Annotated in this window: 20 protein-coding genes; 7 read left to right on the forward strand and 13 right to left on the reverse strand. The window is 72.5% G+C overall.

Going from position 1 to position 24,736, the window contains the following annotated elements:
• Both groEL and D6689_21485 read left to right on the forward strand, forming a co-directional pair.
• Nucleotides 1–526, forward strand: a 526-nt coding sequence (gene groEL / locus D6689_21480; GenBank protein RMH37002.1) for a molecular chaperone GroEL, incomplete at its 5' end; no start/stop codon positions are given.
• Nucleotides 527–688: 162 nt separating this feature from the next.
• Nucleotides 689–2,122 carry a hypothetical protein gene (locus D6689_21485; protein RMH37003.1) on the forward strand — a complete coding sequence of 478 codons (1,434 nt, stop codon included), beginning with the start codon at nucleotides 689–691 and terminating at the stop codon, nucleotides 2,120–2,122.
• A 39-nt stretch (nucleotides 2,123–2,161) separates the two neighbouring features.
• Here D6689_21485 and D6689_21490 read toward each other — a convergent pair whose 3' ends face one another.
• From D6689_21490 to D6689_21540, 11 genes are all read right to left on the reverse strand, one after another.
• Nucleotides 2,162–4,102: a TonB-dependent receptor gene (locus D6689_21490; protein RMH37004.1), complete on the reverse strand. Its 1,941-nt coding sequence runs from the start codon at nucleotides 4,100–4,102 to the stop codon at nucleotides 2,162–2,164.
• Nucleotides 4,099–4,488, reverse strand: coding sequence for a hypothetical protein (locus tag D6689_21495; GenBank protein RMH37005.1), 390 nt, complete (start codon nucleotides 4,486–4,488; stop codon nucleotides 4,099–4,101). The genes D6689_21490 and D6689_21495 overlap by 4 nt, the downstream gene beginning before the upstream one ends.
• Nucleotides 4,445–5,278, reverse strand: a complete 834-nt coding sequence (locus D6689_21500) for a hypothetical protein (GenBank protein RMH37006.1) — start codon at nucleotides 5,276–5,278, stop codon at nucleotides 4,445–4,447. The genes D6689_21495 and D6689_21500 overlap by 44 nt, the downstream gene beginning before the upstream one ends.
• Before the next feature lie 228 nt (nucleotides 5,279–5,506).
• A complete protein-coding gene (locus tag D6689_21505; GenBank protein RMH37007.1) occupies nucleotides 5,507–6,772 on the reverse strand; it encodes a hypothetical protein in 1,266 nt (421 codons plus the stop codon).
• Nucleotides 6,773–6,807: 35 nt separating this feature from the next.
• The gene (locus tag D6689_21510; GenBank protein ID RMH37008.1) at nucleotides 6,808–7,782 is read right to left on the reverse strand and encodes a hypothetical protein; all 975 of its coding nucleotides are present in this window, start codon (nucleotides 7,780–7,782) and stop codon (nucleotides 6,808–6,810) included.
• Nucleotides 7,783–7,927: 145 nt separating this feature from the next.
• Nucleotides 7,928–9,307, reverse strand: a complete 1,380-nt coding sequence (locus D6689_21515) for a sigma-54-dependent Fis family transcriptional regulator (protein RMH37009.1) — start codon at nucleotides 9,305–9,307, stop codon at nucleotides 7,928–7,930.
• Between the two features lie 9 nt (nucleotides 9,308–9,316).
• Nucleotides 9,317–10,768, reverse strand: coding sequence for a sensor histidine kinase (locus tag D6689_21520; GenBank protein RMH37010.1), 1,452 nt, complete (start codon nucleotides 10,766–10,768; stop codon nucleotides 9,317–9,319).
• 45 nt (nucleotides 10,769–10,813) lie between these two features.
• On the reverse strand, nucleotides 10,814–11,863 hold the full coding sequence (locus D6689_21525) for an N-acetyl-gamma-glutamyl-phosphate reductase (protein RMH37011.1): 1,050 nt from the start codon (nucleotides 11,861–11,863) through the stop codon (nucleotides 10,814–10,816).
• A gap of 9 nt (nucleotides 11,864–11,872) precedes the next feature.
• Nucleotides 11,873–12,268, reverse strand: coding sequence for a 30S ribosomal protein S9 (locus D6689_21530; protein RMH37012.1), 396 nt, complete (start codon nucleotides 12,266–12,268; stop codon nucleotides 11,873–11,875).
• 26 nt (nucleotides 12,269–12,294) lie between these two features.
• Nucleotides 12,295–12,741, reverse strand: coding sequence for a 50S ribosomal protein L13 (locus D6689_21535; GenBank protein ID RMH37013.1), 447 nt, complete (start codon nucleotides 12,739–12,741; stop codon nucleotides 12,295–12,297).
• A gap of 309 nt (nucleotides 12,742–13,050) precedes the next feature.
• Entirely contained in the window at nucleotides 13,051–15,990 is a 2,940-nt protein-coding gene (locus D6689_21540; protein ID RMH37014.1) for a hypothetical protein, read from the reverse strand.
• A 127-nt stretch (nucleotides 15,991–16,117) separates the two neighbouring features.
• Between D6689_21540 and D6689_21545 the strand changes: the two genes are divergently transcribed.
• From D6689_21545 to recN, 4 genes are all read left to right on the forward strand, one after another.
• On the forward strand, nucleotides 16,118–16,693 hold the full coding sequence (locus tag D6689_21545; GenBank protein ID RMH37015.1) for a hypothetical protein: 576 nt from the start codon (nucleotides 16,118–16,120) through the stop codon (nucleotides 16,691–16,693).
• Nucleotides 16,694–17,053: 360 nt separating this feature from the next.
• On the forward strand, nucleotides 17,054–17,962 hold the full coding sequence (locus tag D6689_21550; GenBank protein ID RMH37016.1) for a response regulator: 909 nt from the start codon (nucleotides 17,054–17,056) through the stop codon (nucleotides 17,960–17,962).
• Nucleotides 17,963–17,977: 15 nt separating this feature from the next.
• The gene (locus tag D6689_21555) at nucleotides 17,978–18,841 is read left to right on the forward strand and encodes an NAD(+)/NADH kinase (GenBank protein RMH37017.1); all 864 of its coding nucleotides are present in this window, start codon (nucleotides 17,978–17,980) and stop codon (nucleotides 18,839–18,841) included.
• Between the two features lie 8 nt (nucleotides 18,842–18,849).
• On the forward strand, nucleotides 18,850–20,520 hold the full coding sequence (gene recN, locus D6689_21560; protein ID RMH37018.1) for a DNA repair protein RecN: 1,671 nt from the start codon (nucleotides 18,850–18,852) through the stop codon (nucleotides 20,518–20,520).
• A gap of 7 nt (nucleotides 20,521–20,527) precedes the next feature.
• Here the strand turns inward: recN and D6689_21565 are convergent, their stop codons facing one another.
• Both D6689_21565 and D6689_21570 read right to left on the reverse strand, forming a co-directional pair.
• A complete protein-coding gene (locus tag D6689_21565; protein ID RMH37019.1) occupies nucleotides 20,528–21,307 on the reverse strand; it encodes a DUF882 domain-containing protein in 780 nt (259 codons plus the stop codon).
• 90 nt (nucleotides 21,308–21,397) lie between these two features.
• Nucleotides 21,398–21,826, reverse strand: coding sequence for a deaminase (locus tag D6689_21570; GenBank protein RMH37032.1), 429 nt, complete (start codon nucleotides 21,824–21,826; stop codon nucleotides 21,398–21,400).
• 84 nt (nucleotides 21,827–21,910) lie between these two features.
• Between D6689_21570 and D6689_21575 the strand changes: the two genes are divergently transcribed.
• Nucleotides 21,911–24,736, forward strand: coding sequence for an isoleucine--tRNA ligase (locus D6689_21575; GenBank protein RMH37020.1), 2,826 nt, complete (start codon nucleotides 21,911–21,913; stop codon nucleotides 24,734–24,736).

Below are 24,736 nucleotides of genomic sequence, written 5' to 3' on the forward strand. Positions count from 1 at the left end.
CGTGGGCGGCGTCGCGGTGATCCGCGTCGGCGCGGCGACCGAGGTCGAGATGAAGGAGAAGAAGGCGCGCGTCGAGGACGCGATGCACGCGACCCGCGCAGCCGTCGAGGAGGGCATCGTCCCCGGCGGCGGCGTCGCGCTGCTGCGCTGCCTGAAGGCCATCGAGGACCTCAAGCTCGACGACGAAAAGCAGTTCGGCGTCAACATCGTGCGCCGCGCGCTCGAGGAGCCGCTGCGCCAGATCGCGACCAACGGCGGCTATGACGGATCGATCGTCGTCGAGAAGGTCAAAAACGGCGAGGGTGCGTTCGGGTTCAACGCCGCCACCGGCGAGTACGGTGACCTGCTGAACGCCGGCGTGATCGACCCGACCAAGGTCGTCCGCACGGCGCTGCAGAACGCCTCGTCGGTCGCGTCGCTGCTGCTCACGACCGAGGCGCTCATCGCCGAGAAGCCCAAGAAGAAAGAAGACGCTGGCGCCGCCGGGGCCCATGGCCACGGCGGCATGGGCGACATGGGCTTCTAGCAGCCCGCCGTCGCTACGCACGCGACGACCGTCGGAGTGTCGGGGCCGCGCATGGCGCGGCCCCGTTTTTTTCGCGCTCGTCTACCGCGCGCACCGGCGCGCCCCCTGCCGCTTCTCGGCCCGCTGCCGCCGTCGCTTCCCGGTCCGCAGTATCCTCGTGCCGTGCCGGCGGTGTTCCTCGCGCTCGACGACCTAGGCCTCGGCATCCAGTGGTCCGACTGGCTCGAGGCGGGCGGCTACGACGTAGCGTGGTCGCGAACGCCGGCCGGGCCGCCCCCCGAGTCCCTCGACCGGGCGCCGGCGGCCGTGATCCTCGGCGACGCCCCCAACGAGCTGTCGCTCGAGAAGTTCGCGCGCAGCTGGCGCGCCCTCGAGCCGCCCCCGGCCGTCCTCGCGCTGGCGCGCGACGCCGGCGCGGCGCGCGCAGCGGATGCCGTTCGGGCAGTACCGCTCCCCGTTTCGGCCGGCGCGGCCGACGTGTGCGCGCTCGTGCGCCGCGCCATCGACCTGCGGTTCGCGGCAGAGCTGTCGCAGCGGTTCGCGCTGCATGCCCTCGGCGCCGCCGGCGTCGACGCGACGGATCCAGTCGAGCGCATCATCCACGGCGCCCGCGACGCGCCCCTCGACATCGTCCGCGAGGCGCTGCGGCCGCGCGCGTTCGAGTACGTGTCGGCCACTGCGCGCGTCGACGACCTGCGCGCCGCGCGCTTGCTCGACGTGCCGGCGATCGAACTCGCGCTGCGATTGACCGGCGCCATCACCCTGGCGACGGCGATCGACTCGGCCGCCGACCCGGCCCGCTCGGCGCGCACGCTGTGGGCGCTGCTGTGTGCCGGCGCCGCGCGCCTCACCCGCGAGCCTCCCGACCAGACCACGCACGAGCGCCGCGCCGTGTCGCGCGCACGACACCACATACGCGAGCGCCTTCAGCGACTGCGGCGAGGCCGCGCGACCTACTACGACGTGCTCGATGTCCCCCCCGACGCGACGGCCGCCGAGATCGGCGACGCGCGCGCGCGGCTCGCGCTGCGATTTTCGCCGCAGCGGCTGCGCCACCTCGACCTCGGCGACCTCGCGGCAGCCGTCGAGCCGCTGTGGCAGCAGGTCGACAAGGCGACCGCGCGCCTGTCGGATGCCTCCGAGCGCGCGCGCTACAATGCGTGGCTGCTGGCCAAGGGCGTCGATGTCGCGGCGCGCCACCGCGGGCAGCCGATCGACCGATCGGGCGCGGAGGCCGAGTTCGAAGCGGGCCAGCTCGCGCTCGCCCGCGGCGACGTCGCCAAGGCGGTGGCGTTCTTCGCCGCCGCGGCGCGCAAGTACCCCGACCACGTCGACTACGAGTCCTACCTGGCGTGGGCGCGTTACCGCGCGGACATCGACCGCGGCGCCGACCGAACGGCGACGGCGCTGCGCTACCGGACCGAGGTCGAACAGCTCCAGTCGGGGCGTGCGCCGCGACCGCGCGCGCTGCTCGCGCTGGCGCTGCTGTGCGCCGCCTGCCGCGACGACGGAGCCGCCCGCTGGTACCTCGAGGAGGCCCTCGCCATCGATCCGGCGTACGAGCCGGCGCTGCGGCTGCGGGCGCGCATGGGATGACGTCCCGACGACGGGGGCGCGCCGCGCACGCGGATCGGCTCACATTGCATCCCACTGCACTGCCAACGTGATCGACCGTCCCGGTGCAGCCACCGCCTGCCGGATCTCGTAGCGCTCGTCGGTGGCGTTGTCGACGCGCACCGTTGCGAGCAGCCCGGCGCCCAAACGGGCGTAGGCCGCCACGCCCAGCTCCGCGTGGGCCGCCAGCGTCGCGCCGCGGTCGACCTGATCATCTTCGTAACGCACGTGGGCACGCACGCCGCCGCGGCCGACCGCGGCCCCGAGTTCCAGCCACAGCCGGTGCTGCGGCAGGAAGTCCAGCGGCGTGCTGCCGAACCGGGGCGAGTACGCGTCCTGAAACGACCAGCTCGCAACCGCGCGCCATCGCCCGCGCGTGACCGTTGCCCGCGCATCGACGCCGCGCACAACCAGGTCGTCGACGTTGACCAGCTGCATCCGGTCGCCGTCGTAGCGAATCATCCCGTCGGTCGCGCGGACGAACCCGCCGACCCGCGCCGACAGCCCGTCGGCCGGCGCGAGCACCACCGCGAGTTCGGTGAAGGTCGCCATCTCCGGAGCGAGCTCCGCGTTGCCGATGTCCGTGCGGTAGCGCTCCCGGAGGGTCGGCACGCGCCCCTTGCGCGCGCCGGTCCACTCGAGGGTCAGCGGGCGCGCCGGCGTCCACGCGAGCGTCAGCTTGGCCTCGGGCCACGGCGCGTGGCCCAGGCCGATGGGGGTCGCGATCCCGGCGGCCCCGTCGACGCGCACGCCTCCGCGCTCGTACTGCGCCCCGGCCGCAACCTGCGCGACCGTCGACCGCCCCTGCCCCGCGACGGCACCGTCGAGGTCTTCCACTCGCGCTCCCTCGGTGTCCAGGTACGCCGCGCCCACGAGGTGCAACCACGGCGTCTGTGGGCGATTGACAACCAGTCCCGCGCCCGCGCGGTTGGCGTCGATGTGCTCGCCGCGGCGCACGTCGCTCAGCGACGCATCGGCGTAGTAGCGCGAGTCGCGCGCGAGCGCGTGCGCGTAGGCGCGCGCGTGAACGCGCAGCGACCCGGTGTCGATGTCGCCGGACGCGCCGGCGCGCGCCGCTGTCTCCCCGGCGACGACGAGGACGTCCGACGACGCATCGTCCCCCGGTGGCGGCACGAAGCTGCGCCGCTGCGCCGACAGGTCGACCGTGACGCGCCGCTCCAGTTCGCGGCGCCATTCGAACCGCAACGCGGCCGTGAGCGCGCGGCGGCGCTCGTCGAGTTGCTCGCGCGTGCCGTCCGGCATCGCCACGGCGTAGTCGCGCGCGCCGAGTGCGCCGGCCACCGATCCGCGGACTGCCCAGCCGCGGCCGAGACCGGCGCGCGCCGTGGCCGACGCATCCGCGGCAGTCGCCATCGTCCCCTGCCCCCGTGCGCGCAGCATGCGCGCGCCGACCGCGTCGCGCGTGTGCACCTCGACGACGCCGCCCGGCCCACCGGCCCCGTCGATCGGCGACGACGGCGACGTGGCCACGCGAATCTGCTCGATGTCGGTCACCGGGATCGACGACAGATCGAACGTGCCGTAGTACGGCTCGTCGACCGGAATGCCGTCGATTAGGATCTTGACCGCGCCCTTGCGCGCGCCGCGGATGTCGGCCTGCGCACCGCCGCGGCCGAGCGCCCGCACGCGCAACTCCGGCACGTACTCGAGCGCCTCGGCGAGGTCCACGACGCCGAGTTGATCGAGATCCTCGCCGGTGAGCCGCAGTTCGGTGTCCCGGTCGAACTCCTTGTTCGGGCGCTCTCCCCACACCTCGACGACCTCCTCGGCCAGTTCGATCGGCGGCACGCTCTCGTCCGATGACGTTGGCTCGCCGCCCGCCGGCGCGGTGGACCGGGACGCGACCGCCGACTCGCCGTCGGAATCGCCTCCGGCTGCGGGAGTGCCCGCCGCCGCGATCGCGGGAACGGCCCAGACGACGACCGCGGCCCAGCGCGTCATGGCGCCTTGCACAGCCCCATGTTGTTGCACCCGCGCGACGGGGCCTCGCAGTCCTCGTCCCGCATGCACTCGTGCGTGCAGTGAGGGCCGCGGGAGTTGAACTGGAAACACACCAGATCGGCGGCACACCGATCGTCGGCGGGATCGCAGGCATCCATGAACCCGAGACCGCCGCCGTCCGGATTCGCGCCCGCCGCGTCCGCCGACCCGGCGGCGCCCCCGTCCGGCGCGCTGGCGACGCTCGCGTCCGGGCCGGGCGACTCCGTCGCCGCGTCGCCGCAGGCGACCGCGAGTGCCGCGGCGAGCGCCGCCGCGGGCCACCGCAAGCCGACGAACGGCATGTCAGTTGCCTCCGCCGCCGCCTCCTCCGCCGCCGCCTCCGCCACCGTCGAGTTTGTCGTTGACGTTGACGAGGTGGACGGTGTCGGCGCGCGCCAGGACGATGGCGGTCTTGACCGGATTGCCGCCGCCGTTTTGGCCGTCGTTGTCCTGCGGATACGTCGCGGTGAGCGTGTACTGCCCGGGCGGCACGTTCAGGAACGCGACGCGCGCCTTGCCGCCGACCGGAGTCGATACCGTGACCGCCGGGTCGAGATCGCCCAGCGCGCCGACGAAGTACGGCCCGTCGCCCACCGGATTGCCCGCGGCGTCGGTGAGCGAGATGTCGGCGAGCAGCACGCCGTCGCGCGGCGAACCGTCGCCCTTGAGCAGATTGCCTTCGACGTACGCGGTGCCGGGCTGCATGACGACGGCGACCGTCGCATACTGGCGTGCGATGTCGGCTTGTGCGGCCACGTACACATCGCGCGTCATCGGCGTTCCGGAGTACTTGGCGCGCGCGTTGACCGTCGGCAGATAGTTGCCCGCGAGACTGCCCGCGAGCGTGAACAACTGCTCGACCGGAACGCCGTCGAGTGCGTAGGCTCCCGCCGCGTCGCTCGTGGTCGACAGCGGCGGTGTGATCCCTTCGGCGACCACCTCGGCGCCGGCCAGCGGCGTGCCGGCGAAATAGTCCATCACCGTACCGGACACCGCAGCCTGCGGCAGATCGGGGCCCGCGTCGGGGCCACCGGGGTCCGCCCCCGCATCGGCGCCGCCGGCCGGATCGGTCGGGTCGAGCGCACCGCCGACCTCACACGCGGCGGCGCACAGCGCGGCAGTGGACAGGGCGAACAAAACACAGCGTCTCATCGGCAGGGCTCCTCGGATGGCTTCGGGGGGAGTGAGTGGCGGTGTGTCCCCTGACAGAGCAACATCCTTGCCACCAAGGTTCCCTCGCCGCGCCGCGTAGTTACGAATCCGGCCCCTGGGGCCCGAAGCCCCCGGCGGCGGCGCCCTCCCCCGGAGGACGACCCGGGCCGCGCGGCTCGACGACCGCGGCGGGCCCGGCGCGCCGCCGCCCGCTCAGCGTTCGTACAACAGGCCCGCGTAGACCGCCTGGCGCCGAAACCGCAGCGCGTCCGTCGCAAACTCGTTCGACCACAGCCCGTAGCGCGCCTCGGCGGTCCACCCGCCTGCGAGCGGCCGGGCCAGGTGGACGACCAGCCCGTTGCGGTTCTCGTCCTCGATCGATACGCCGGTCTGCGCGTTGACGTCTCGGGCGACCAACAGGCCGTCGACGAACACGTTGTACAGCACGGTGAGCTTCGCCGTCGCCGATACGCCGAACGCCACGTCGGTCGTCACGGCCGCGTCGACTCGATGGCGGACCAGCGACTGCCCGAAGCTGTTCGAGTCGTCCACCTGGAGTTCGTAGCGCGCTGCGTAGACGCGGTCACCGGTGTAGGTCACTTCGATCGACGCGACGTGAAACAGGTCGACCCGACCGAGCGACGGCGCTGGACACGGCGGGTCGCATGCGTCAGTGAGCGCGGCGCCGGCGTAGTCGCGGCGCTCGAGCCGGTACGCTGCCGCAACCTCCACGGAGCTGGCGTCGGCCTCGCCGGCGCTGTCGGAGCGCCACATCTCCGTCGTGTAGCGCGCGCCGTAGTGGTCGGCCCGGTAGTCGAACACGCCGTCGGGCTTGAACGTGAACGCGCGCAGTCCCGCGTGCAGCGCGAACCGGTGGCGCTCCGGCCCGACGAGGACGAGTTCCCCGCGCGCATCGAACGACCGGAAGTTGCGCGCCGTGTCGACTCGATCGTCGCCGATCGCGTCGTAGTAGGAGCCGACGGCGCGCACGATTGCGCGGCGAGACGCCAGCGCCGCGGCGTACGCCCCCCGTGCCGCCACGATCGCCACGTCCTCGTCGGACGGCGTCCGGCCCGCGTCGTCGCGCGCGTCGCCGAAGAACCGCTTGGCACCGGCGAACAGATCGTACGACAGCCGATGGCTCGCGCGCGGCCGCACTCCGCCCCGCACGCGCGCGCCGACGCGCACGAGCGGCGCGGCCTGGACGGCGACGTCCTCGCCGGCGCGCCGCTCGATCCGGTGCACGTTGGTGTCGTACTCCGCGCCGGCCTCGACCTGGACGCGGGTCGGCTCCGCGCGCGCGGGCGTTGCGGCGATCGCCGCGATCGCGGCGGCGGCGACCGCCCACCGCGCACCGGGGCGCCGGCCGACCGGCGCGGCCGGCAGACGCCGCGGCGGCGCGGGGGCCGCGCGGCGACACGACCGGCTCGGGGTGGCCCGGCCACCCGGCGGGCACCGCGGTCGGACGCGCGCCGGCAAAGTCGCCGCGGAACCGACTCCGATCCGTGCTCCGGTCATCGCGCCCGCAGCGCGCGCAGCCGCGCCTCGATCGCGCGGCGCTGGCGCTCGAGCCGCTCGCGGCGGGCGCGCACCTGGTCGCGCGCGCGCCGGGCGGCATCGGCCTTGGCCGCCGGGTCGTCGGCCGCTTCGGCGCGGCGAAGCGCAGCGAGCGTGTCTGCGTCCACGACTTCGACCAGCACGATCGCCGGGTCGGCCGACGAGCCGGGCTCGCCGACCGCCCCCGCGGCGTCGTCGGGATCGGCCTCGGGCGCGCCCGCCCCCACGTCCGCGTTGCCTCCGGCCGCCGTGTCGGCGCCCGCCTGGCGACTGGTCGTGCGCCGCGGCCGGTTGTCGTCGAACAAGTCGGCCTCGTCGGCGCGCGCCCGCTGCTTGCGCAACCGGGCCATCTTCGCGTACCGGAGTTCGCGGCGGGTTAGCAGTCGTTCCTCGCGCTCGAGCCGCCGCGCGGTGTCCTCCAGCAGCTTGGCCTGCGCGCGCAACTCTGCCTCGTCGGCCAACGGATCGATGCGCTCGCTCGGCATGACGATGCGCCGCGCGGGCGGCGCGAGCTTCGCCAGCGCGTCGGCCCTCCAGGCGGCCAGCGCCCGCCGCCGCGGCTCCGGAGGCGCCGCGGCGAGTTCGGCGTCGATCGCGCGCACGAGCGCGCGGCGCACCTCGCGCAGCCGCCGATCGACCGCACGCACCGCCGCGTCGATCGCCGACAGCCGCTGCGCGATGGCGCGCGCGTCAGCCAGAGCGCGGCGCAAAGACCGGTCCCGCCGCCACGACGACCGCTTGCGCTTGAGCGCGTCCACCTGGGCGACCGCGCGGGCCAGTTCCGCTTCCCGTTGCGCCTTGTCGCGGGCATACCGCGCGCGCTCGGCCTCGAGCTGTGCGACCTGGGCGCGCAGGTCGTCGGCGGGCGCGGCCGCGGCGGGCCGGACGGCCAGCGCGATCGCGGCGGCCGCGAAAACCAACGTGCGGAGCATGGTCTGCGTGGATCTCAAGCAGCTCCCGTGCCAGTCGTTACGCGTGTAAGCTACCTACACTCCTAGTGTACGCAACTCGGCCACCTCGGCCGTCTGCGACCGCGCGGCGCACGCGCCTCAGATTTTCGAGACGTCGCGCCAGCCGTCACGAGATGCCGTACTTGTCGAGCTTGTAATACAGCGCCGACGTCTTGATGCCGAGCAGCCGCGCCGTCTCCGTCTTGACGCCCTTGGCCTTTGCGTACGCCTTGAGGATGAGCTGGCGCTCGAGGTCCTCGAGGATCTCCGGCAGCGACATCTTTTCGGGGACGTCGAGTCGGTCGCCGTCCCCGGCGCTCTGCAAGAACGCCGGCAGCGCCGCGACCGAGATCGCGTCGCCCTCCGCGAACACGAGCGCCTGTTCGACGGCGTTTTCCAGCTCGCGCACGTTGCCGGGCCAGCGATACGCCATCATCCGACCCAGCGCGTCGTCGGCGATCGCGCGCACGCGCGGGTTGGTGCGCGGCGCCAGCTTTGCGATGAAGTGCTCGACCAGCAGCGGTATGTCGTCGCGGCGCTCGCGCAGCGGCGGCACGTGGATCGGCACCACGTTCAGCCGGTAAAACAGGTCCTCGCGAAAGCGACCGGCGTCCACCTCCGCGCGCAGATCCTTGTTGGTCGCGGCGACGATGCGCACGTCGACGCGCACGGTGCGCTCGCCGCCGACCCGCTCGAACTCCTTTTCCTGCAGCGCGCGCAACAGCTTGACCTGCATCGCCGGCGTGATGTCGCCGATCTCGTCGAGAAACAGCGTCCCGCGGTCGGCCAGTTCGAATCGGCCGAGCTTCTGGCGCACCGCGCCGGTGAACGCGCCGCGCTCGTGGCCGAACAGCTCCGACTCGAGCAACGTCTCCGCGATCGCCGCGCAGTTCATCTTGATGAACGGAGCCTCGCGGCGGCGCGACAGCCGGTGGATCGCGCGCGCCACGAGTTCCTTGCCGGTGCCGCTTTCGCCGGTGATGAGCACCGCCGAATCCGTCGGCGCCACCTTTTCGATCGCGCGCGCGACCGCGCGCATCGGCGCCGACGCGCCGACCAGTTCCGCGAGCGCATAGCGCCCCTCGGCCTCGTCGCGCAGGTAGTCGCGGTGCGCCTCGGCGCGGCGGCGGGCGCGGCGCGCCTCGGCCAGTTCAAGCGCGCGCTCGACCTTGAGCCGGACGACCTCGGGTGCGAACGGCTTGGTCAAAAAGTCAAACGCATCCAGCTTCATGCACTCGACGGCCGTCTCGACCGTGCCGTACGCGGTGATGATCATCGTCGGAACGTCCGGGTTGAGTTCGCGCACGCGGCGCAGCACCTCGACACCGTCGACGCCGTCCATCTTGAGGTCGGTGATGACGAAGTCGATGTCGCCGCGGCGCTCGAATTCGGCCAGCCCCTCGGCGCCGCCCGCCGCCACGACCGCGGTGTGGCCCAACTTCTCCACCGTGTGGCGCAGGCCCTCTCGAATCGTGTCGTTGTCGTCGATGATCAGAACGGTTCCCATCGCAACCTCTCATGCCGTCCGCGGCGCCGCGGTGCCGCCGTCGACCGCCGGCAACGTCAGGCAGAATACCGTGCGCTCGTCCGCGGCGTTGCGCACCTCGATCGTACCGCCCGCCTCCTCGACGATTTCGCGCGCGAACGCCAACCCGAGGCCAGTTCCCTTTTCCTTGGTGGTGAAAAACGGCTCGAACATGCGCGCCATCACGTCCTCCGGGATTGGCTCGCGCGCGCTGTTCCACACTTCCACCACCACCGCGTCGCCCCGACGCCGAGCGCGCAGGCCGGCGCGCCCGGAGCTCGCCTGTACCGCGTTGCGCACCAGGTTCATGAGCGCCCGCTTGATCTGGTTGCGGTCGGCCCGACACATGGCGCCGTCGACGTCGACGTCGACCTCGACGCCCGCGCGCGACGCCTCCGCGCGCACCGCGTCGGCCACTTCGGCGCCCACCGCGGCCAGATCGACCGGCTCCGGCTGCGGTGCCGGCCGCCGTGCGTACGCGAGAAAGTCGCCGACGACCGCCTCGAGGTGGTCGAGTTCGGTGTCGATCCGATCGACGTGCGCGCGCAACCTTGCGTCGCCGGCCAGCTCGTCGCGCAGGATGCCGGCGAACAACTTGATCCCGCCGAGCGGGTTGCGCACCTCGTGCGCGATTCCCGACAGCATCATCTGCATCCGCTCGTCGCGCGCGCGCAAGCCTCGGCGCATGTCCTCCATCGTTCGCGCCAGCAGGCCGATCTCGTCGGACGCCGGCACGTCGATCGCGGTCGCCAGATCGCCGCGGCCGATCCGCTCGGCCGCCGCCGCCAGCCGGCGCACCGGCCGCGTGATGCGCGTCGCGACCACGACCGATACCAGCAACCCGAGCACCGCGAACGCCGCGCCGTAGCCGATCAGCGTGCGGCGCAGGTCGGCCAGCCGATCGAAGTAGGTCGCCGGCGCATCGACTCCGACCGCCAGCGCCGCGCCGGCGTCGGCCGCCGCGGCGCGCGCGTAGCCCGCCTTGTACAGCCGGCCGTCACGCCCCTCGAACAACACGGACGCCACGGGTCCACCGCCCGCGAACACCCGCGCCAGTTCGGCCGCGTCCTCGCGCAGTTGGTAGTACGTCGCACCGATCGGCACGCCGTCGTCCGTGTCGCACACCGACGTGTGCCGTTGGGTGAATGCGTAGATGCGCGCCACGCCGGTCGCGCGCCGGACCGCGTCGAGCCGTGCGCGGCATTGCTGAAAGCGCACGTCGTCCTCCATGCCCGGCTCGAGCCGCGCCAGGCTCGGGTCGCGCAACTCGGTGGCCGCCGCCGCCGCGATCGCCGCGAGGCGGCTGCCGAGTTCCGCGTCGAGGTTGTCCCGCGCCGTCTCGTACGCGACGAACGCGAACACCGCGAACAGCGCCGCGGCCGGCGCGACGAACGCGAAGAGGAGCTTGACGAGGATCGTCGGCCGCGGCCGCCGTGCGGGCACGCCGTCAGTCTACCCCGCGCTCCGACCGCCGCCGCGGCCACCGCGTCAGGGAAACACCGGCGGGGCGTCGAGGCCGTCGGTCTCGGGCCAGCCGCGGGCGGCGTTGAGGCACTGCACCGCCTGGCCGGATGCGCCCTTGCCGAGGTTGTCGATCGCGCACATGGCCAGGACGCGGCCGGCGCGCCGGTCGACGCACACGTTGACGTGGGCGCGGTTCGAGCCGCGCACGTGGGCGGTGTCGGGCACGCGGCCGGCGGGCAAGACGGTGATGAACGGCTCCGCCGCGTAGGCCGCGTCGACGGCGGCGCGATAGTCGGCCTCCGGGCGGTCGCGCTCGGTCGGCACCGCGTACACGCACGTGAAGATGCCGCGCGACATCGGCACCAGATGCGGGGTGAACACGATCCGCGGCGCGCCACCGGCGATCGCGGCCAGCTCCTGTTCGATCTCCGGGATATGGCGATGCGCGCCGCCGACCTTGTAGGCGCGGATGCCCTCGCCGGCCTCGGGGAGGTGAGTCGCGAGGCCGGGTTCGCGGCCGGCGCCGCTGGCGCCGCTCTTGGCGTCGACGATCAGGTCGTCGCCGCGCACGAGCCCCGCGGCGAGCAGCGGAGCGATCGCCAGCAGCGCGCTGGTCGGGTAGCAGCCCGGCGCGGCGATGAGTGCGGCGCCGCGCAGGCGATCGCGGTACCGCTCGGGCAGACCGTAGACCGCGCCGCCGATCAGCTCGGGATGCGGGTGCGGGCCGTACCACTCGGCGTAGGCGGCCGGATCGCGCAGCCGGAAGTCGGCCGACAGATCCACGACCGCCACGCCGCGCTCGCGCAGAGCCGCCACGATCGGCGCGCTCGCGCCGTGCGGCAGCGCGCACAACGCCACCTCGGCGCGCGCGGCGACCTCCGCCGCGTCGAACGGCTCGACCGTCCGGTCCACGACGCCCGCGAGGTGCGGGAAGACGTCGGCGATCCGCTCGCCGGCCGACCGCCGCGCGCACACCGCGGCGACTTCGACGCGCGGGTGGCGCAACAGGATGCGCAGCAGTTCGGCGCCGGTGTACCCGGACCCGCCGACGATGGCGACCGGCACCCGCGACACGGCCGACCGTTAGCGCTTCGAGAACTGGAAGCGCGCGCGCGCGCCCTTCATGCCGTACTTCTTGCGCTCCTTCTTGCGCGGGTCGCGCGTGACGAAACCGGCCTGCTTCAGCGGCGGGCGGTACGCCGGGTCGACCGCGCACAGCGCGCGGGTGATGCCGTGGCGCAGCGCGCCGGCCTGCGCGGCCGGCCCACCGCCGCGCACGGTCGCGTACACGTCGAACTTGCCGAGGGTGTCGGTGAGTTCGAACGCCTGGCGGATGACCATGCGCGCGGTCGCGCGGTCGAAGTAATCCTCGTCGCTGCGGCCGTTGATCTCAAAGTTGCCGCTGCCCGGGCTCAACCAGACCCGCGCCACCGCCGTCTTGCGGCGCCCGGTTGCGTACGTCCTGTTGTCAGTCGCCATGTCGATCGCCTCGTGTGCCTGTCCGCCTACAGCGCGAGCGGCTGCGGCTTCTGCGCCTGATGGTGGTGCTCGGTGCCCGCGTAGATTTTCAGCTTCTTGAGCATCTTGCGGCCGAGCCGGTTCTTCGGAAGCATGCCCCACACCGCCTCGCGCACGATGCGGTCGGGGTGCGTGTCGCGCATGCGCGCCGCGCTGGTCGTCTTGAGTCCGCCCGGGTACAGCGAGTGGCGGTAGTAGTTCTTCGCCGACCACTTGTTACCGGTGAGCTTGACCTTGTCGGCGTTGAGGACGATGACGAAGTCGCCGCAGTCGACGTGAGGCGTGTAGGTGGGCTTGTGCTTGCCGCGGAGCACGCTGGCGATCTTCGAGGCGGCGCGGCCGAGCACCTGGCCCTCGAGGTCCACCACGTACCAGCCGCGTTGGGCGTCGGCGGCTTCCTTGGTGAGTTGGCTTGTCTTCTGCGGCTTGTGCATGGGGATGCGTCCTACCATGAGTTGCGCCCGACCGGGGCGAAAACACCTGTGCGTCCGGCCGGTTGCGAGCGTTGGCACGGGGCCGAAGCCCCTGGTTTCACGCGGGATTCCCGCTGTAAAGCCGGGATCTTCTACAGGAACGCCCCGAGCGTGTCAACCCCGCACGCGGGATCGCCCCCGGCGGGTCGTCCGCCCGCGCGCGCAGGCGCGGCGCGGCGGAGGCGCTGGGTCGGCCCGAGGCGGTGAGGAGCACCGGAGGCTGAGGGTGCAGGGACCGCGCACGTGGTGTGCCGCATTCGGGGACGGCCCCTACAGCCCGATGTACCCGCCGAACCCGGTCGGCGGCGAAGACTGCATCTCCTGCTGAATCTCGGTCGTCGTGCCCGTGTCCTCGTCGGTGAGCTCCGCGGTCAACGTCTGCGTGCCCTCCTGCTCGAACGTGTACTCGATCGACTCGCCGGTGCCGAGCCAGTTGCCCATGTCGTCGTACCAGTCGACCTGCTCGGCCTCGGCGGCGCCATCCCCGGTGACGAACAGCAGGATCGTGTCCCCGGTCGACGGCTCGTCGGCCCCGACCGGCGAGGACGATAGCCCGCCGCCGGGCGACTCGAGCGTCTGCTGGCCGCCGATGTGCCCGTCCACCATCGGGTTGGTCTGAAGACAGGTCACGTAGACGGTGTCCGAGGCCGACGGACTGCCGCTGGCCGTGTTGAACGCGATCGCCTTGACCTGGCGCGTGCCCGGCTCGGCGCAGGCGTACGCGAACGCCGCGGTCGTCGCGGTGCCGTCGAACGGTTCATCCGTCTCCAACAGCACGCCGTCGACGTACCAGTTGAGCTGGTAGGTCGGCTGGTTGGCCGCGAATGCCTGGCACCGCGCGGTGACCGGCTCGCCGGAACCATACTCGGTCGCCCAGTGGGTCACCGCGGCGTCGAAGGCCCAATTCGAGCCGACGAGCGACGGCGTCACGGCGAAGCCCCAGCACGGCGTCACGATCGTCGATCCCTGGACGTCCTGGACGTCCATGTCGAACTGGAACTGCCCCTGCGCGCCGGCGTCGTCCGTCACCGTGACCGTGATGGTCCGCATGCCGGGAGTGTCGAACTGGAACGCGACCGGATCGTTGACGACGTCCCGCGTGGTGCCGATCGCTCCGTCCACGTCCGATTCGACGTGGACGCGGCAACAGTTGATCCCCTGCTCGGGGTCGTACGTGCGCACGCGGAACGTACCCGGCGCCCCGGCGTACACCGCGATGCCGCCGGGCGACGACGCGTTCATGTTCGCCACGAACACGTTCTGGATCATCGGCTCCGCGTTGGGCGCGGTCGCGAGCGTCCACTGCGTGTCGAACAGGTCGATGTCCCAGCTCTGGTTCCACACGATCAGATCGAGTTCGACGAACGCGCGGCCGTCGACCCCCGCGTACAGCTCCCACAGCGGGTCGCGCGGGCTCTCGGCGTCGAGCGCGACGTAGGCGCCGACGTCCAGCCCGACCCCGGTGACGCCGTACAGCAGCAGGCTGCCGCGCACGCCGAGGCGGCCTTCTGCGTGCAGCGTGCCGCTGACCGTCACCGGGTCAGAGTCGAAGGACTGCGTCACGTCGTTGATGGGCGAGAACGCGCCGTTGTCGAACTTGACGCCGACGTCGAACGAGTAGCTCTGGTCGACGTGGTATTGGAACGAACCCGACGCATCCGCCTCGACCGTGAGTTGGACCGCCACCTTCGGCGTGAGGACGATGACGCCGATCGGAATCGCCGCGAACTTCGCGCTGAACAAGGTGTAGGTGCGGCTTCCTTCCCAGTTGACGTCGCCGGAGATCGACAGATCGGCCGACTCGTCGAACGAGAACTTGGCTCGGAAGAACGGATCGCTGCACAGGGTGCCGCGGCACGCGAAGCGGACCGACAACCCGGCGCCCAGGTCGAGCGTGCCGTCGACCACGAGTTGGTCGTCGACCGTGCCGACCTTGTCTCCGTCCGCGTCGTGCACGATCTTGTGGATCTGGATCTGCGGAATCGGCAGCAGGTCGAGCCTGACCGGCCACGTCGCGCGCGCCTGCGTGATCGTCACGCCGTCGGTGAGCGGCTCGAGCGCGACGACGTCGGCCGCGGTCAAGGTGCGGTCGAAGGTGAACTCGCCGTCTTCGACCAGCTCGCCGAGCGCCGCCGGCCGCGTGGCGACGACGGTGTTGTCTCCCTCGGAACGCACGTCGGTCACGACGCGCAGAAACCCGTTGGCGAGCCGCCGGAACGGCTTGGCGACCAGCACGTCGCCCGGCGCGATCTCGTCGAGGATCGGCGCGCCCGGCTCGAACACGAGTTCGCCGTGGCGCACGTCGGCGATGCGCGCCAGGTCGTACGGGTACAGCTTGTGGACGCGGTCGCGATAGCGGCCGGCGAACCCCGGGTTGATCTCGCGATCCGACAACACCGCGGGCAGCCCGAGCACGTAGATCGGCAGCGGACCGGCCTCCTGCGACCAGTGCACGAGCCCGCGGCCGAGGTACAGCGTGCCGATGTGCGTGTCGATGCTGCGCCCCTCGACGTCGGTCGGCGCGGTGCCCGCGGCGAGCCCGCCCGCGCACGGGTTGCCGCGGATGCGGCTTGCCATCATGATCGCCGGCACATCGGCGCCGGTGCGGGCACGGGTGAGGTTGACCGCTCCGTAGTAGGCGTTGGGCCGGCAGGCGACGAGAAACGTCCCCCTCGCGCCGTCGATGTCGAACGCGACCGGATCCGGCAGGGTCGGCAGCGTTGCGTCGGGGGCGACCGCGAGGAACGCCCAGCTCAGCGCGCCGACGAAGCTGCCGTCGGCGTCCGTCTCGGGCGCCATCGCCAGGCCCCGCAAGACGGTCTGGCCGCCCCAGTCGAGCACCTGCGCCCGGAGGATCATCGGGCCGGAGAAGTCCACCGAGCCAACGGTGCGGTCGGCGCTCAGCAGGACGCCGCGAAACGGCGCGCCCGACTTCGTGTGCCCCTCGAACTCGAGCACGATCGGCCGCGGCGTGTTCGCCGGCGCCGGCAGCGCCTCGGGCGGCTCGTCGATCGACGACAGCACCGTGAGCGTCACCTCGGCGTCGATGTTGCCGTCTTCGTCGGCCCCGCCGGCCAGCTCGTCGACGCCGTTCGGCGGCGGCTCGGTGCCCTCCTGCGAGCCGGAGCACGCGGCGCCGAGCCCGAGCGCCGCGGCGACCGCGAGACTCCCCGTTCGCCATCCCAAGAGCGCGCGCTTCGATCGATTCATGGTCCCCCGTACGATGTGGAACGTTGGCGTGAATGACCAGAATAGGGCGGCCATCCGGGCCGGGTCAACCGCCGATTCGGCGGCCGGCACGCCCGCCGGCCGGCGCGGTCGACTATGCTCGGCGGGTATGCGACACGCCGCGAACCCGACCGCGCCCGGCCGCATCCGGGGGTCGCGCGCGCCGCGGGCCGCGGCCGCGCTCGCCGCGGTGGCGGCCGCGTGCTCGGGCGGCGGCACGCCGGACGCCGACCGGCCGGACGCGATGGAAGTGGCCGGTCTGGTGGAGATCGGCACCGGAACGACCGCGTGGCAGCCGCTGGCCGACGGCGCCGAGCTGCCGATCGAGGCGGGCCCGCAGGGCGGCCACCACTTCATCGTGCACGCGCGCGCGCGCGACATCCTGCCCGGCGACCCGAGCCAGCCGGGGCTGGCCGACAACCCGCTCACCCGGTTCGAGGCGTGGACCACCGGCGATGCGCCGCGCCAGGTCGACATGGGCGTGAGCGAGTACCAGGTCGGCTACGAGGACGGCGGCGACGGCTACCTGTACCTCACCAGCGGGCGGCTGCTGTTCCTCACCGAGAGCGAGGTCGAGGGGCTGTACGGCCAGCCGGTGCGCCTCACGGTGCACGTGCGCGACGCCGCCGGCACGGCGTCGCGCGACGCGGCGGTGGTGACCGCCGTCCGGCCGCCGGCGCCGTAAATGAGGAATCACGCATCGCGTACGGTCCTCGCGGCGCCCTCACGCCGACGGCGGCGTTGGAGCTCGTCGAAAGGGGGTCCACCCTTCCTTCGTCGCTCCGCCTTTCCGTCGACGCGATGTGGCTCGCGACCTTCCTGCGTGACACGTGATTCCTCATTTAGGCGGCTGCAGCGCATAGCCGCTGGCTGCGGTCGCGATCTGCGGGCGATCTGCGGCGTACGTCCTCGCGCGCACCGGTACCGTAGGTGTAGTTGCGCCCTCGTGCGCTGCGGGCGTGCGCCGAACCTCGCCTCTCGCAACCTCGCTGGCGCGCCGACACGCAACCGCCTCCGAGCCGGTGTATCGTGACGGCACCGCGCCGTGACCGAGCCACCCGCCATCGCGCCGTCCGACTGCACGGTACTGGTCGCCGACGATCAGGCCCGCGCGCGCGCGCAGGTCGCCGCGCTGTTGGCCGAGCGCGGCTACCGCGTGTTGCTGGCACACGACGGCGCGCAGGCGGTGCAGATGGCCAAGCGCGAGGCGCCGGACGTCGCGATCGTCGACGTGGTGATGCCCCACACCGACGGCCTCGACGTGGTGCGCCGCCTGCGCGCCGACGACCGCGTGCCGTACATCCCCGTGCTGCTGCTGTCGTCGTCGGACGCGCCGCCCGACCGCGTCGCCGGACTGCGCGCCGGCGCGGACGACTTCCTCGGCAAGCCGTATCACGACGAGGAACTGGTCGCGCGGGTCGAGGCGCTGGCCCGCGTCGGCCGGCTGGTGCGAGCGGCCCGCCGACCGCCCGGCGGCGGCGACCGCGATCCGGTCACGGGCCTGCGGACCGCCGCCTACCTGACCGAGCGCGTCCGAGCCGAGTTCGAGCGCGCCGGCCGCCACGCCGAGCCGCTGTCGCTGATGCTGCTGGACATCGACGCCGGCGGCGCGGGCGCCGCCGCGGACCGCGCGCTCGCCGCCGCCGCCGACGCGCTGCGCGGCGAGGCGCGCGCGATGGACGTGGTGGCGCGCGCCGACGGCGCCGCGTTCGCGGTGGTGCTGCCGAACACCCACTTCGCCGGCGCGCTGGCCACCGCCGAGCGGCTGTGGCGCACGCTCGCCGCCGCGGGCTGGCCTCCGTGGATCGGCGCCGCGTGCTACCCGGGCGCCGCGACCCGCACCGCCCAGCAGCTGGTGTCCGCCGCGCGGTCCGCGCTCGCCCGCGCGCGCGCCGACGGCCCGGCGAGGGTGTGCCTGGTCCAGCACGAGGCGTACATCTTCCAGCCCGAGTGAAGTACGCTGCGCCGCATGAGCCGCGTCGGTTTCCTGCCGCGACCCGACCGCCAACCGCCGGGGCCGCTGTTCGACGAACTGGTCGCGTGGGTCCGCAGCCACGGCCACGAGGCGGTGGTCACCGAGGAGGACGGCCTGTCGCCGGCCGGCGCGCGCGTGGTGCCCGAGGCGGAGCTGGGCGCATCCATCGACCTCGGCGTCGTGCTGGGCGGCGACGGGTCGATGCTGCGCGCCGCGCACCTTCTGGCCGACCACTTCGTCCCCGTGCTCGGCATCAACCTCGGCAGCCTGGGGTTTCTCAGCCCGTTCGACCCGAGCGACGCGACCGCCGCGCTCGACGCGGCGTTGGCCGGAGCGTTGCCGATCGTCGAGCGAATGCGCATGGAAGTGACGCTCGAGCAGTGCGACGGGAACCGCCGGACGCGGCGGGGACTCAACGAGGCGGTGGTCCACCAGGGCACCGTCGCGCGCCTGGTCGAACTGGAGGCGCGCGTCGACGGCATGCTGGTCACCGAGTACAGCGCGGACGGCCTGATCGTCGCGACGCCGACCGGCTCGACCGCGTACAACCTCGCCGCCGGCGGGCCGATCATCATGCCCGGGCTCGGCGCGCTCGCGCTCACGCCGATCTGCGCGCACGCGCTCACCAACCGGCCGCTCGTCGTCCCCGAGACCTCGATCATCACGATCGTCCTGCCCCGCCAGGCCGCCGGCGACGACGTGGTGCTCACGGTCGACGGCAACTGGGTCCATCCGATCCGCCCCGGCGACCGCGTCACGATCAAAGCGGCCGATCGGCCGTTCCGCGTGTTCGCCTCCGACAAGCCCTACTTCGACATCCTGCGGGAGAAGCTCCACTGGGGCGCGCGCACCCGCTAGCAACCGCCATGCTCCGACACCTCCGCGTCACCAACTTCGCGATCCTGTCCGACGTCTCGCTCGACTTCAGCGACGGATTCAACGTGCTCACCGGCGAGACCGGAGCCGGCAAATCGCTCATCGTCGAGGCGGTCAACCTGCTGCGCGGCGGCCGCGCGAGCGCCGACATTCCGCGCAAGGGCGCCGACGAGGCGGTGGTCGAGGCGATCGTCGAGGTGCCCGACGATTTGGCGCCGCGGGTCGACGCGCTGGTCGACGCGGCCGGGCTGCCGCGCGAACCGGAGCTGCTGATCCGGCGCGTCGTCCAGCGCGGCGGCCGCAGCCGCACCTACGTCAACGGCGCGCTCACCACCGCGTCGCGCCTCGCGGACATCGCGTCGGTGCTGATCGACCTGTCCGGCCAGCACCAACACCAAGGGCTGGTCGACGCGAACCGCCACCGCGACATCCTCGACGCGTTCGCCGGACACGACGAGCTGGTCGCGCGGATGCGCGCGGCGTACGCCGCGCTGGCCGATGCGGACCGCGCGCTGGCCGCGCTGTCCGGCGACGCGGCGTCCATCGAGGAGCGGATGGACTACCTGCGGTTCCAGGTCGACGAGATCGACGCGGTGGCCCCGGTCCCCGGCGAGGACGAGGAACTCGAGCGCGAGCGCGCGCGGCTGCACGCGGTCGACCAGCTGCTCGCGGGCGCGCGCGGCGCCGAGGAGCTGGCCTACTCGGGCGACGGCGCCGCCATCGACCAACTCGCCGCGGCGATCGCGGCGCTGTCGCGTGCGGCCGCGGTGGACGACGCGCTCGACGCCCCCCGCCAGCAGCTCGAGGAGGCGCGGGCGTTGATCGAGGATGCCGCCGCGACCTTGCGCGACTACGCCGAGACGCTCGACGCCGACCCGGCGCGACTCGCGGAGGTCGAGGACCGGCTCGAGGCGCTCGCGCGGCTCAAGCGCAAGCACGGGCCGACGCTCGACGACGTGCTCGCGCGCGCCGGGGAGCTGCGCGCCGAACTCGACGCGCTGGCCAACCGCGACGGCGAATGCGCGCGGCTCGAGCGCGAGCGCCAGCGCGCGCGGGCGGAGGCCGAGGCGATCGCGCGCGAGCTGACCGCGGCGCGGCGCAAGGCCGGGCGCCGGCTCGCGCGCGCGGTCGGCGACGCGCTCGCCCAGCTCGGCATGGCGGACGCCGCGCTCGACGTGCAGATCGCGCCCCGCGACCTCGGTCCCGCCGGCGGCGACCGCGTGGAGCTGCGCCTGGCCGCCAACCCCGGCGAGGAGGCCAAGCCGCTCGCCAAGGTCGCATCCGGCGGCGAGCTGTCGCGCATCATGCTCGCGCTCAAACTCGTGCTGCGCCGCGCCGAGCCGGTGGCGACCTACGTGTTCGACGAGGTCGACGCGGGCATCGGCGGCGCGACCGCCGAGGTCGTCGGCCGCCAGATCCGCCAGATCGCAAACGCCCGGCAGGTGCTGTGCGTCACTCACCTGGCGCAGATCGCCGCGTTCGCCGACACCCACTTCCGGGTGTCGAAGCAGATCGTCGACGGCCGCACCGAAACCGAGGTCGTCCGACTCGATGGCGCGGCGCGAACCGAGGAGATCTCGCGGATGCTGTCCGGTGCGCGCCTCACACGCCGCGCGCGCGCTCACGCCGAGGAGCTGCTGCGCGCGGCGCGCGGCGCGTGATCGACGCCTACGACGTCGGCCGCCGGCGCTTGCGGTGCCACTTGCGCGACGGCGCCTTGTCGGGCCCGCTGCCGCCCGGTGGGCTGCGATCGACCCAGCGATAGCTCTTGGCGCCGGGCGCGCGGAAGTCGATGTGGACGAAGCCGGCGCGCGGGTACAGGCCGATGCCCATGCCGCCGGTATCCAGCGACTCGGCGAACTCGTACAGCTTGCGCGGGCTCACGCCCGGAATGCGGATGTCCATCGCCGACGCGTGGAAGTGGCGGCTCTTTTCGTTGCGTTGGAAACGAAAACCGGACACCAACTCGATGCGACGCCGCCCGAAGTGGTCGTAGATGATCGACAGCACCTCGTACAGGCGCGGGTCGACCGCGCGCTCCTCACGGGTGCGCTTGCAACGAAATGCGTGGTCGAGTGCAGCCAGTGCCTCGTCGTCCAGCGAGCCGTCGTCGCGGTAGATGTGGACCGCCACGTCCTCGCGGAAGTTGACGAGCCACAGGTGGATGTCGCCGCTGGGTTTGGGCAGCGGCTCGGTCCGCAGCCGCGACGCGGCCACGCCGTGGCCCGCGAATACGGGCACCCAGCGACACCGCCGATGTCCGCGCACGCGGCGGCACTCGCGCACGCCGCGCCGCGCGCGCCGCGCCCTGGTCGTGCGCCGCGCCGCGCGCTGCGCCGGCGCCGCGGAGGCGGCGCGCTGCGCGGGGCGAGCCTCGGCCGGCGAGGCCTCCGCGACGACCGTCGCCACCGCGAACGCGGCGGCCGCAGCAAGCTTCGTCCACGTCATGGTCCCGGCTCCGGTTCCGATCCGGCCCAGGCTACGGGGCCGGCGTGTGCGGTGTCAACCTCCCGCCGCCCCACACCGGCGGTGCCGCGGTCACACCGGCGGCAACAGCACCTCGTTGAGCACCGCGTTGACCGGGACGTGGACCAGCTCGAGCCCGATCTTCGCGGCCACGTCGAAGATCCGGTCATCCCGGTAGAATTCGCCGTAACAGATGCGCCGAATGCCCGCGTTGGCACATTGTTTGAAGCAGTTCCAGCACGGACTCGCCGTGACGTAGACGGTCGCGCCTTCGATCATCACGCCGTTTTTCGCGGCCTGGAGGATCGCGTTGGCCTCCGCGTGGATGGTCGCGACGCAGTGGCCGTCCTCCATCATGTGGCCCACGTCGGTGCAGTGGGGCATGCCCCGGATCGACCCGTTGTAGCCGGTCGACAGGATCGTCCGGTCGCGGACGATCACCGCACCGACGAACTTGCGGTGGCAGGTCGACCGCGACGACACCACCTGGGCGATGTGCATGAAGTACTGGTCCCACGGGACGCGTTTGGGCGCGTTTTCGCGTTCGCTCATGGCGGAAACCTACTATAGTCCGTCGCTCCGACGATGGCCGGCAACAACCCCTACAAGGACACGCTCAACCTCCCGCAGACCGAGTTCCCGATGCGCGGCAACCTGGCCGTGCGGGAACCCGAACTCCTCGCGGAATGGACCGCAAACGACTTGTACGGGCGGATTCTGGAGCGGCGCAAGGACGCGCCGACCTACGTGCTGCACGACGGACCGCCGTACGCGAACGGCCACATCCACTACGGCCACATCCTCAACAAGATCCTCAAGGACCTCGTCATCAAGTACCGCACGATGGCCGGCTTCCGCGCGCCGTACGTGCCCGGCTGGGACTGCCACGGCCTGCCGATCGAAAACGCGGTCGACCAGGAACTCGGCGACCGCAAGCGCGACCTGTCCAAGGCCGACATCCGCCGCGCCTGCCGCGACTACGCGCTGCGGTTCATCGACATCCAGCGCGACGAGTTCCGCCGGCTCGGCGTGCTCGGCGCGTGGGACCGGCCCTACCTCACGCTCGATCCCTCCTACGAGGCCGCGATCGTGCGCGGGCTGGCGGCGTTTGCGCGCGGCGGCTACCTGTACCGCGGCAAGAAGCCGGTGTTCTGGTGCGCCCACTGCCGCACGGCGCTGGCCGAGGCGGAGGTCGAGTACGCCGACCACCGGTCGCCGTCGATCTACGTGCGCATGCCGCTGGTCGACTTCGACGCGGCCGCGCTGTCGCCGGCGCTCGCCGGCAAGGCGGTGGCGCTGCCGATCTGGACGACCACGCCGTGGACGCTGCCGGCCAACCTCGCCATCGTGCTGCACCCGCGCGTCGACTACGTCGCGATCCCGGCGCACCGCGACGGCGAGGTCTACCTCGTCGCGCGCGCGCTCGCCGCGGCGTTTTCCGCCGCCGTCGGCCTCCCCGCGCCGGAAGACACCTGGGTGCCGATCGAGCGCGACGCGCTGGCCGCGCTCGAGGGGGCGCGTTACCGCCACCCGTTCATCGATGCCCCCCGCGGCGACGACGACTTCAAGGTGTGGTTTGCCGACTACGTGACCACCGAGCAGGGCACCGGCCTGGTCCACACCGCGCCCGGCCACGGCATCGAGGACTACCACACCGGGATGGCGCACGGCCTCGAACCGTACGCACCGCTCGACGATGCGGGCCGGTTCACCGACGACGTGCCCGAGTTCGCCGGCATGTTCGCCACCGACGCCAACGACCCGATCAAGCAGCTGCTGCGCGAACGCGGCGCACTGCTCAACTCGCCCGACGACTTCATCGACCACAGCTACCCGCATTGTTGGCGGTGCAAGCAACCGATTTTGTACCGCGCGACGGCGCAGTGGTTCATCGGCATCGACCACGACGGCCTGCGCAAACGCGCACTCGAGGAGATCGATCGCACCGAGTGGGTGCCGCCGTGGGGGCGCAACCGCATCTACGGCATGATCGAGAACCGCCCGGACTGGTGCCTGTCGCGCCAGCGCGTGTGGGGGGTGCCGATCCCGGCGTTTTACTGCGACACGTGCGGCCACACCCACGCCGACGCCGACGCGATGGAGCACGTCGCCTCCGTGTTCGAACGCGAGGGCGCCGACGCCTGGTACACGCGCCCCGTCGCCGATCTGCTGCCGCCCGGCACGACGTGTCCGCAATGCGGCGGGTCGTCGTTCTCTCCCGAGCAGGACATCGTCGACGTCTGGTTCGAGTCAGGCGTGTCGTGGCTGGCGGTGTGCGAGCCGAACCCCGACCTGCGCGACATCGACCTGTACCTGGAAGGTTCCGACCAGCACCGCGGCTGGTTCCACTCGGCGCTGCTCACCGGCATCGGCATCAAGGGCAAGGCGCCGTACAAGACGGTGCTCACCCACGGCTTCGTGCTCGACGAGGACGGCAATCCCTACTCCAAGAGCGCGATCGAGCGGGCGCGCCGCGCCGGCAAGAAGGTCAAGTACATCGCGCCCGAACAGGTGATCGCCACCAGCGGCGCCGAGATGTTCCGCCTGTGGGTCGCGTCGACCGAGTTTCGCAACGACATCCCCTACTCGGAGACCATCCTCAAAGGGCTCGGCGACTGGTACCGCAAGTTCCGCAACACCGCGCGGTTTTTGCTCGGCAACCTGTACGACTTCGACCCCGAACGCGACGCCGTGGCGGTCGACGAATTGCTGCCGCTCGACCGGTGGGCGCTCGGCCGCCTGCGCGACGCGGTGGCGCGCTGCCGCCGCGCGTACGACGCGTTCGAATTCCACGTCGTCTACCGCACGCTGGTCGACTACATCGCGGTCGACCTGTCGGCGCGCTACCTCGATGCGATCAAGGACCGCCTGTACACGGACGTCGCCGACGGCCGCCCCCGGCGATCGGCGCAGACGGTCGTCTACGAGGCCGCGCGCGCCCTCGCGCTCGTGAGCGCGCCGATCCTGTGCTTCACCGCCGAGGACATCTGGCGCCACCTGCCCAAGCGCGCGGGCGATCCCGATTCGGTGCACCTGGCCGACATGCCGGCCGGCGCCCGCGCCGACGACGACCCGGTGTGGACGACTCTGCTGGACTACCGCGACGGCGCGTACAAGGCGATCGAGGCGTTCCGCGCGCAGAAGCACAAATCCACCGACGCGCACGTGACGATCACGCCGCGCGCCGCCGACCGCGACGTGCTCGCCGCCCACCTGGCCGAACTCACGGAGCTGCTGATCGTGTCGAAGGTGTCGCTCGCCGACGCGAATGCGGACGAGCCCGCATTCGCCGTCGGCCAGGCGCCCGGCGAGCGCTGCGCGCGCTGCTGGCGGTTCTTCGAGCAGATGTCGGCGAGCCACCCGGACCTGTGCCCGCGTTGCTCGGACGCGGTCGCCGCGCTACACCGATAG

Source organism: Deltaproteobacteria bacterium (assembly GCA_003696105.1).
Classification (GTDB): Bacteria; Myxococcota_A; Polyangia; order Haliangiales; family J016; genus J016.

What these genes read in the sequence shown, in the direction of transcription:
- D6689_21490 (RMH37004.1), bottom strand. Translation starts at nt 4,102, where the DNA reads ATGACGCGCTGGGCCGCGGTCGTCGTCTGGGCCGTTCCCGCGATCGCG.
- D6689_21510 (RMH37008.1), bottom strand. Translation starts at nt 7,782, where the DNA reads ATGCTCCGCACGTTGGTTTTCGCGGCCGCCGCGATCGCGCTGGCCGTC.
- D6689_21515 (RMH37009.1), bottom strand. Translation starts at nt 9,307, where the DNA reads ATGGGAACCGTTCTGATCATCGACGACAACGACACGATTCGAGAGGGC.
- D6689_21530 (RMH37012.1), bottom strand. Translation starts at nt 12,268, where the DNA reads ATGGCGACTGACAACAGGACGTACGCAACCGGGCGCCGCAAGACGGCG.
- D6689_21535 (RMH37013.1), bottom strand. Translation starts at nt 12,741, where the DNA reads ATGCACAAGCCGCAGAAGACAAGCCAACTCACCAAGGAAGCCGCCGAC.
- D6689_21540 (RMH37014.1), bottom strand. Translation starts at nt 15,990, where the DNA reads ATGAATCGATCGAAGCGCGCGCTCTTGGGATGGCGAACGGGGAGTCTC.
- D6689_21545 (RMH37015.1), top strand. Translation starts at nt 16,118, where the DNA reads ATGCGACACGCCGCGAACCCGACCGCGCCCGGCCGCATCCGGGGGTCG.
- D6689_21555 (RMH37017.1), top strand. Translation starts at nt 17,978, where the DNA reads ATGAGCCGCGTCGGTTTCCTGCCGCGACCCGACCGCCAACCGCCGGGG.
- recN (RMH37018.1), top strand. Translation starts at nt 18,850, where the DNA reads ATGCTCCGACACCTCCGCGTCACCAACTTCGCGATCCTGTCCGACGTC.
- D6689_21565 (RMH37019.1), bottom strand. Translation starts at nt 21,307, where the DNA reads ATGACGTGGACGAAGCTTGCTGCGGCCGCCGCGTTCGCGGTGGCGACG.
- D6689_21570 (RMH37032.1), bottom strand. Translation starts at nt 21,826, where the DNA reads ATGCACATCGCCCAGGTGGTGTCGTCGCGGTCGACCTGCCACCGCAAG.
- D6689_21575 (RMH37020.1), top strand. Translation starts at nt 21,911, where the DNA reads ATGGCCGGCAACAACCCCTACAAGGACACGCTCAACCTCCCGCAGACC.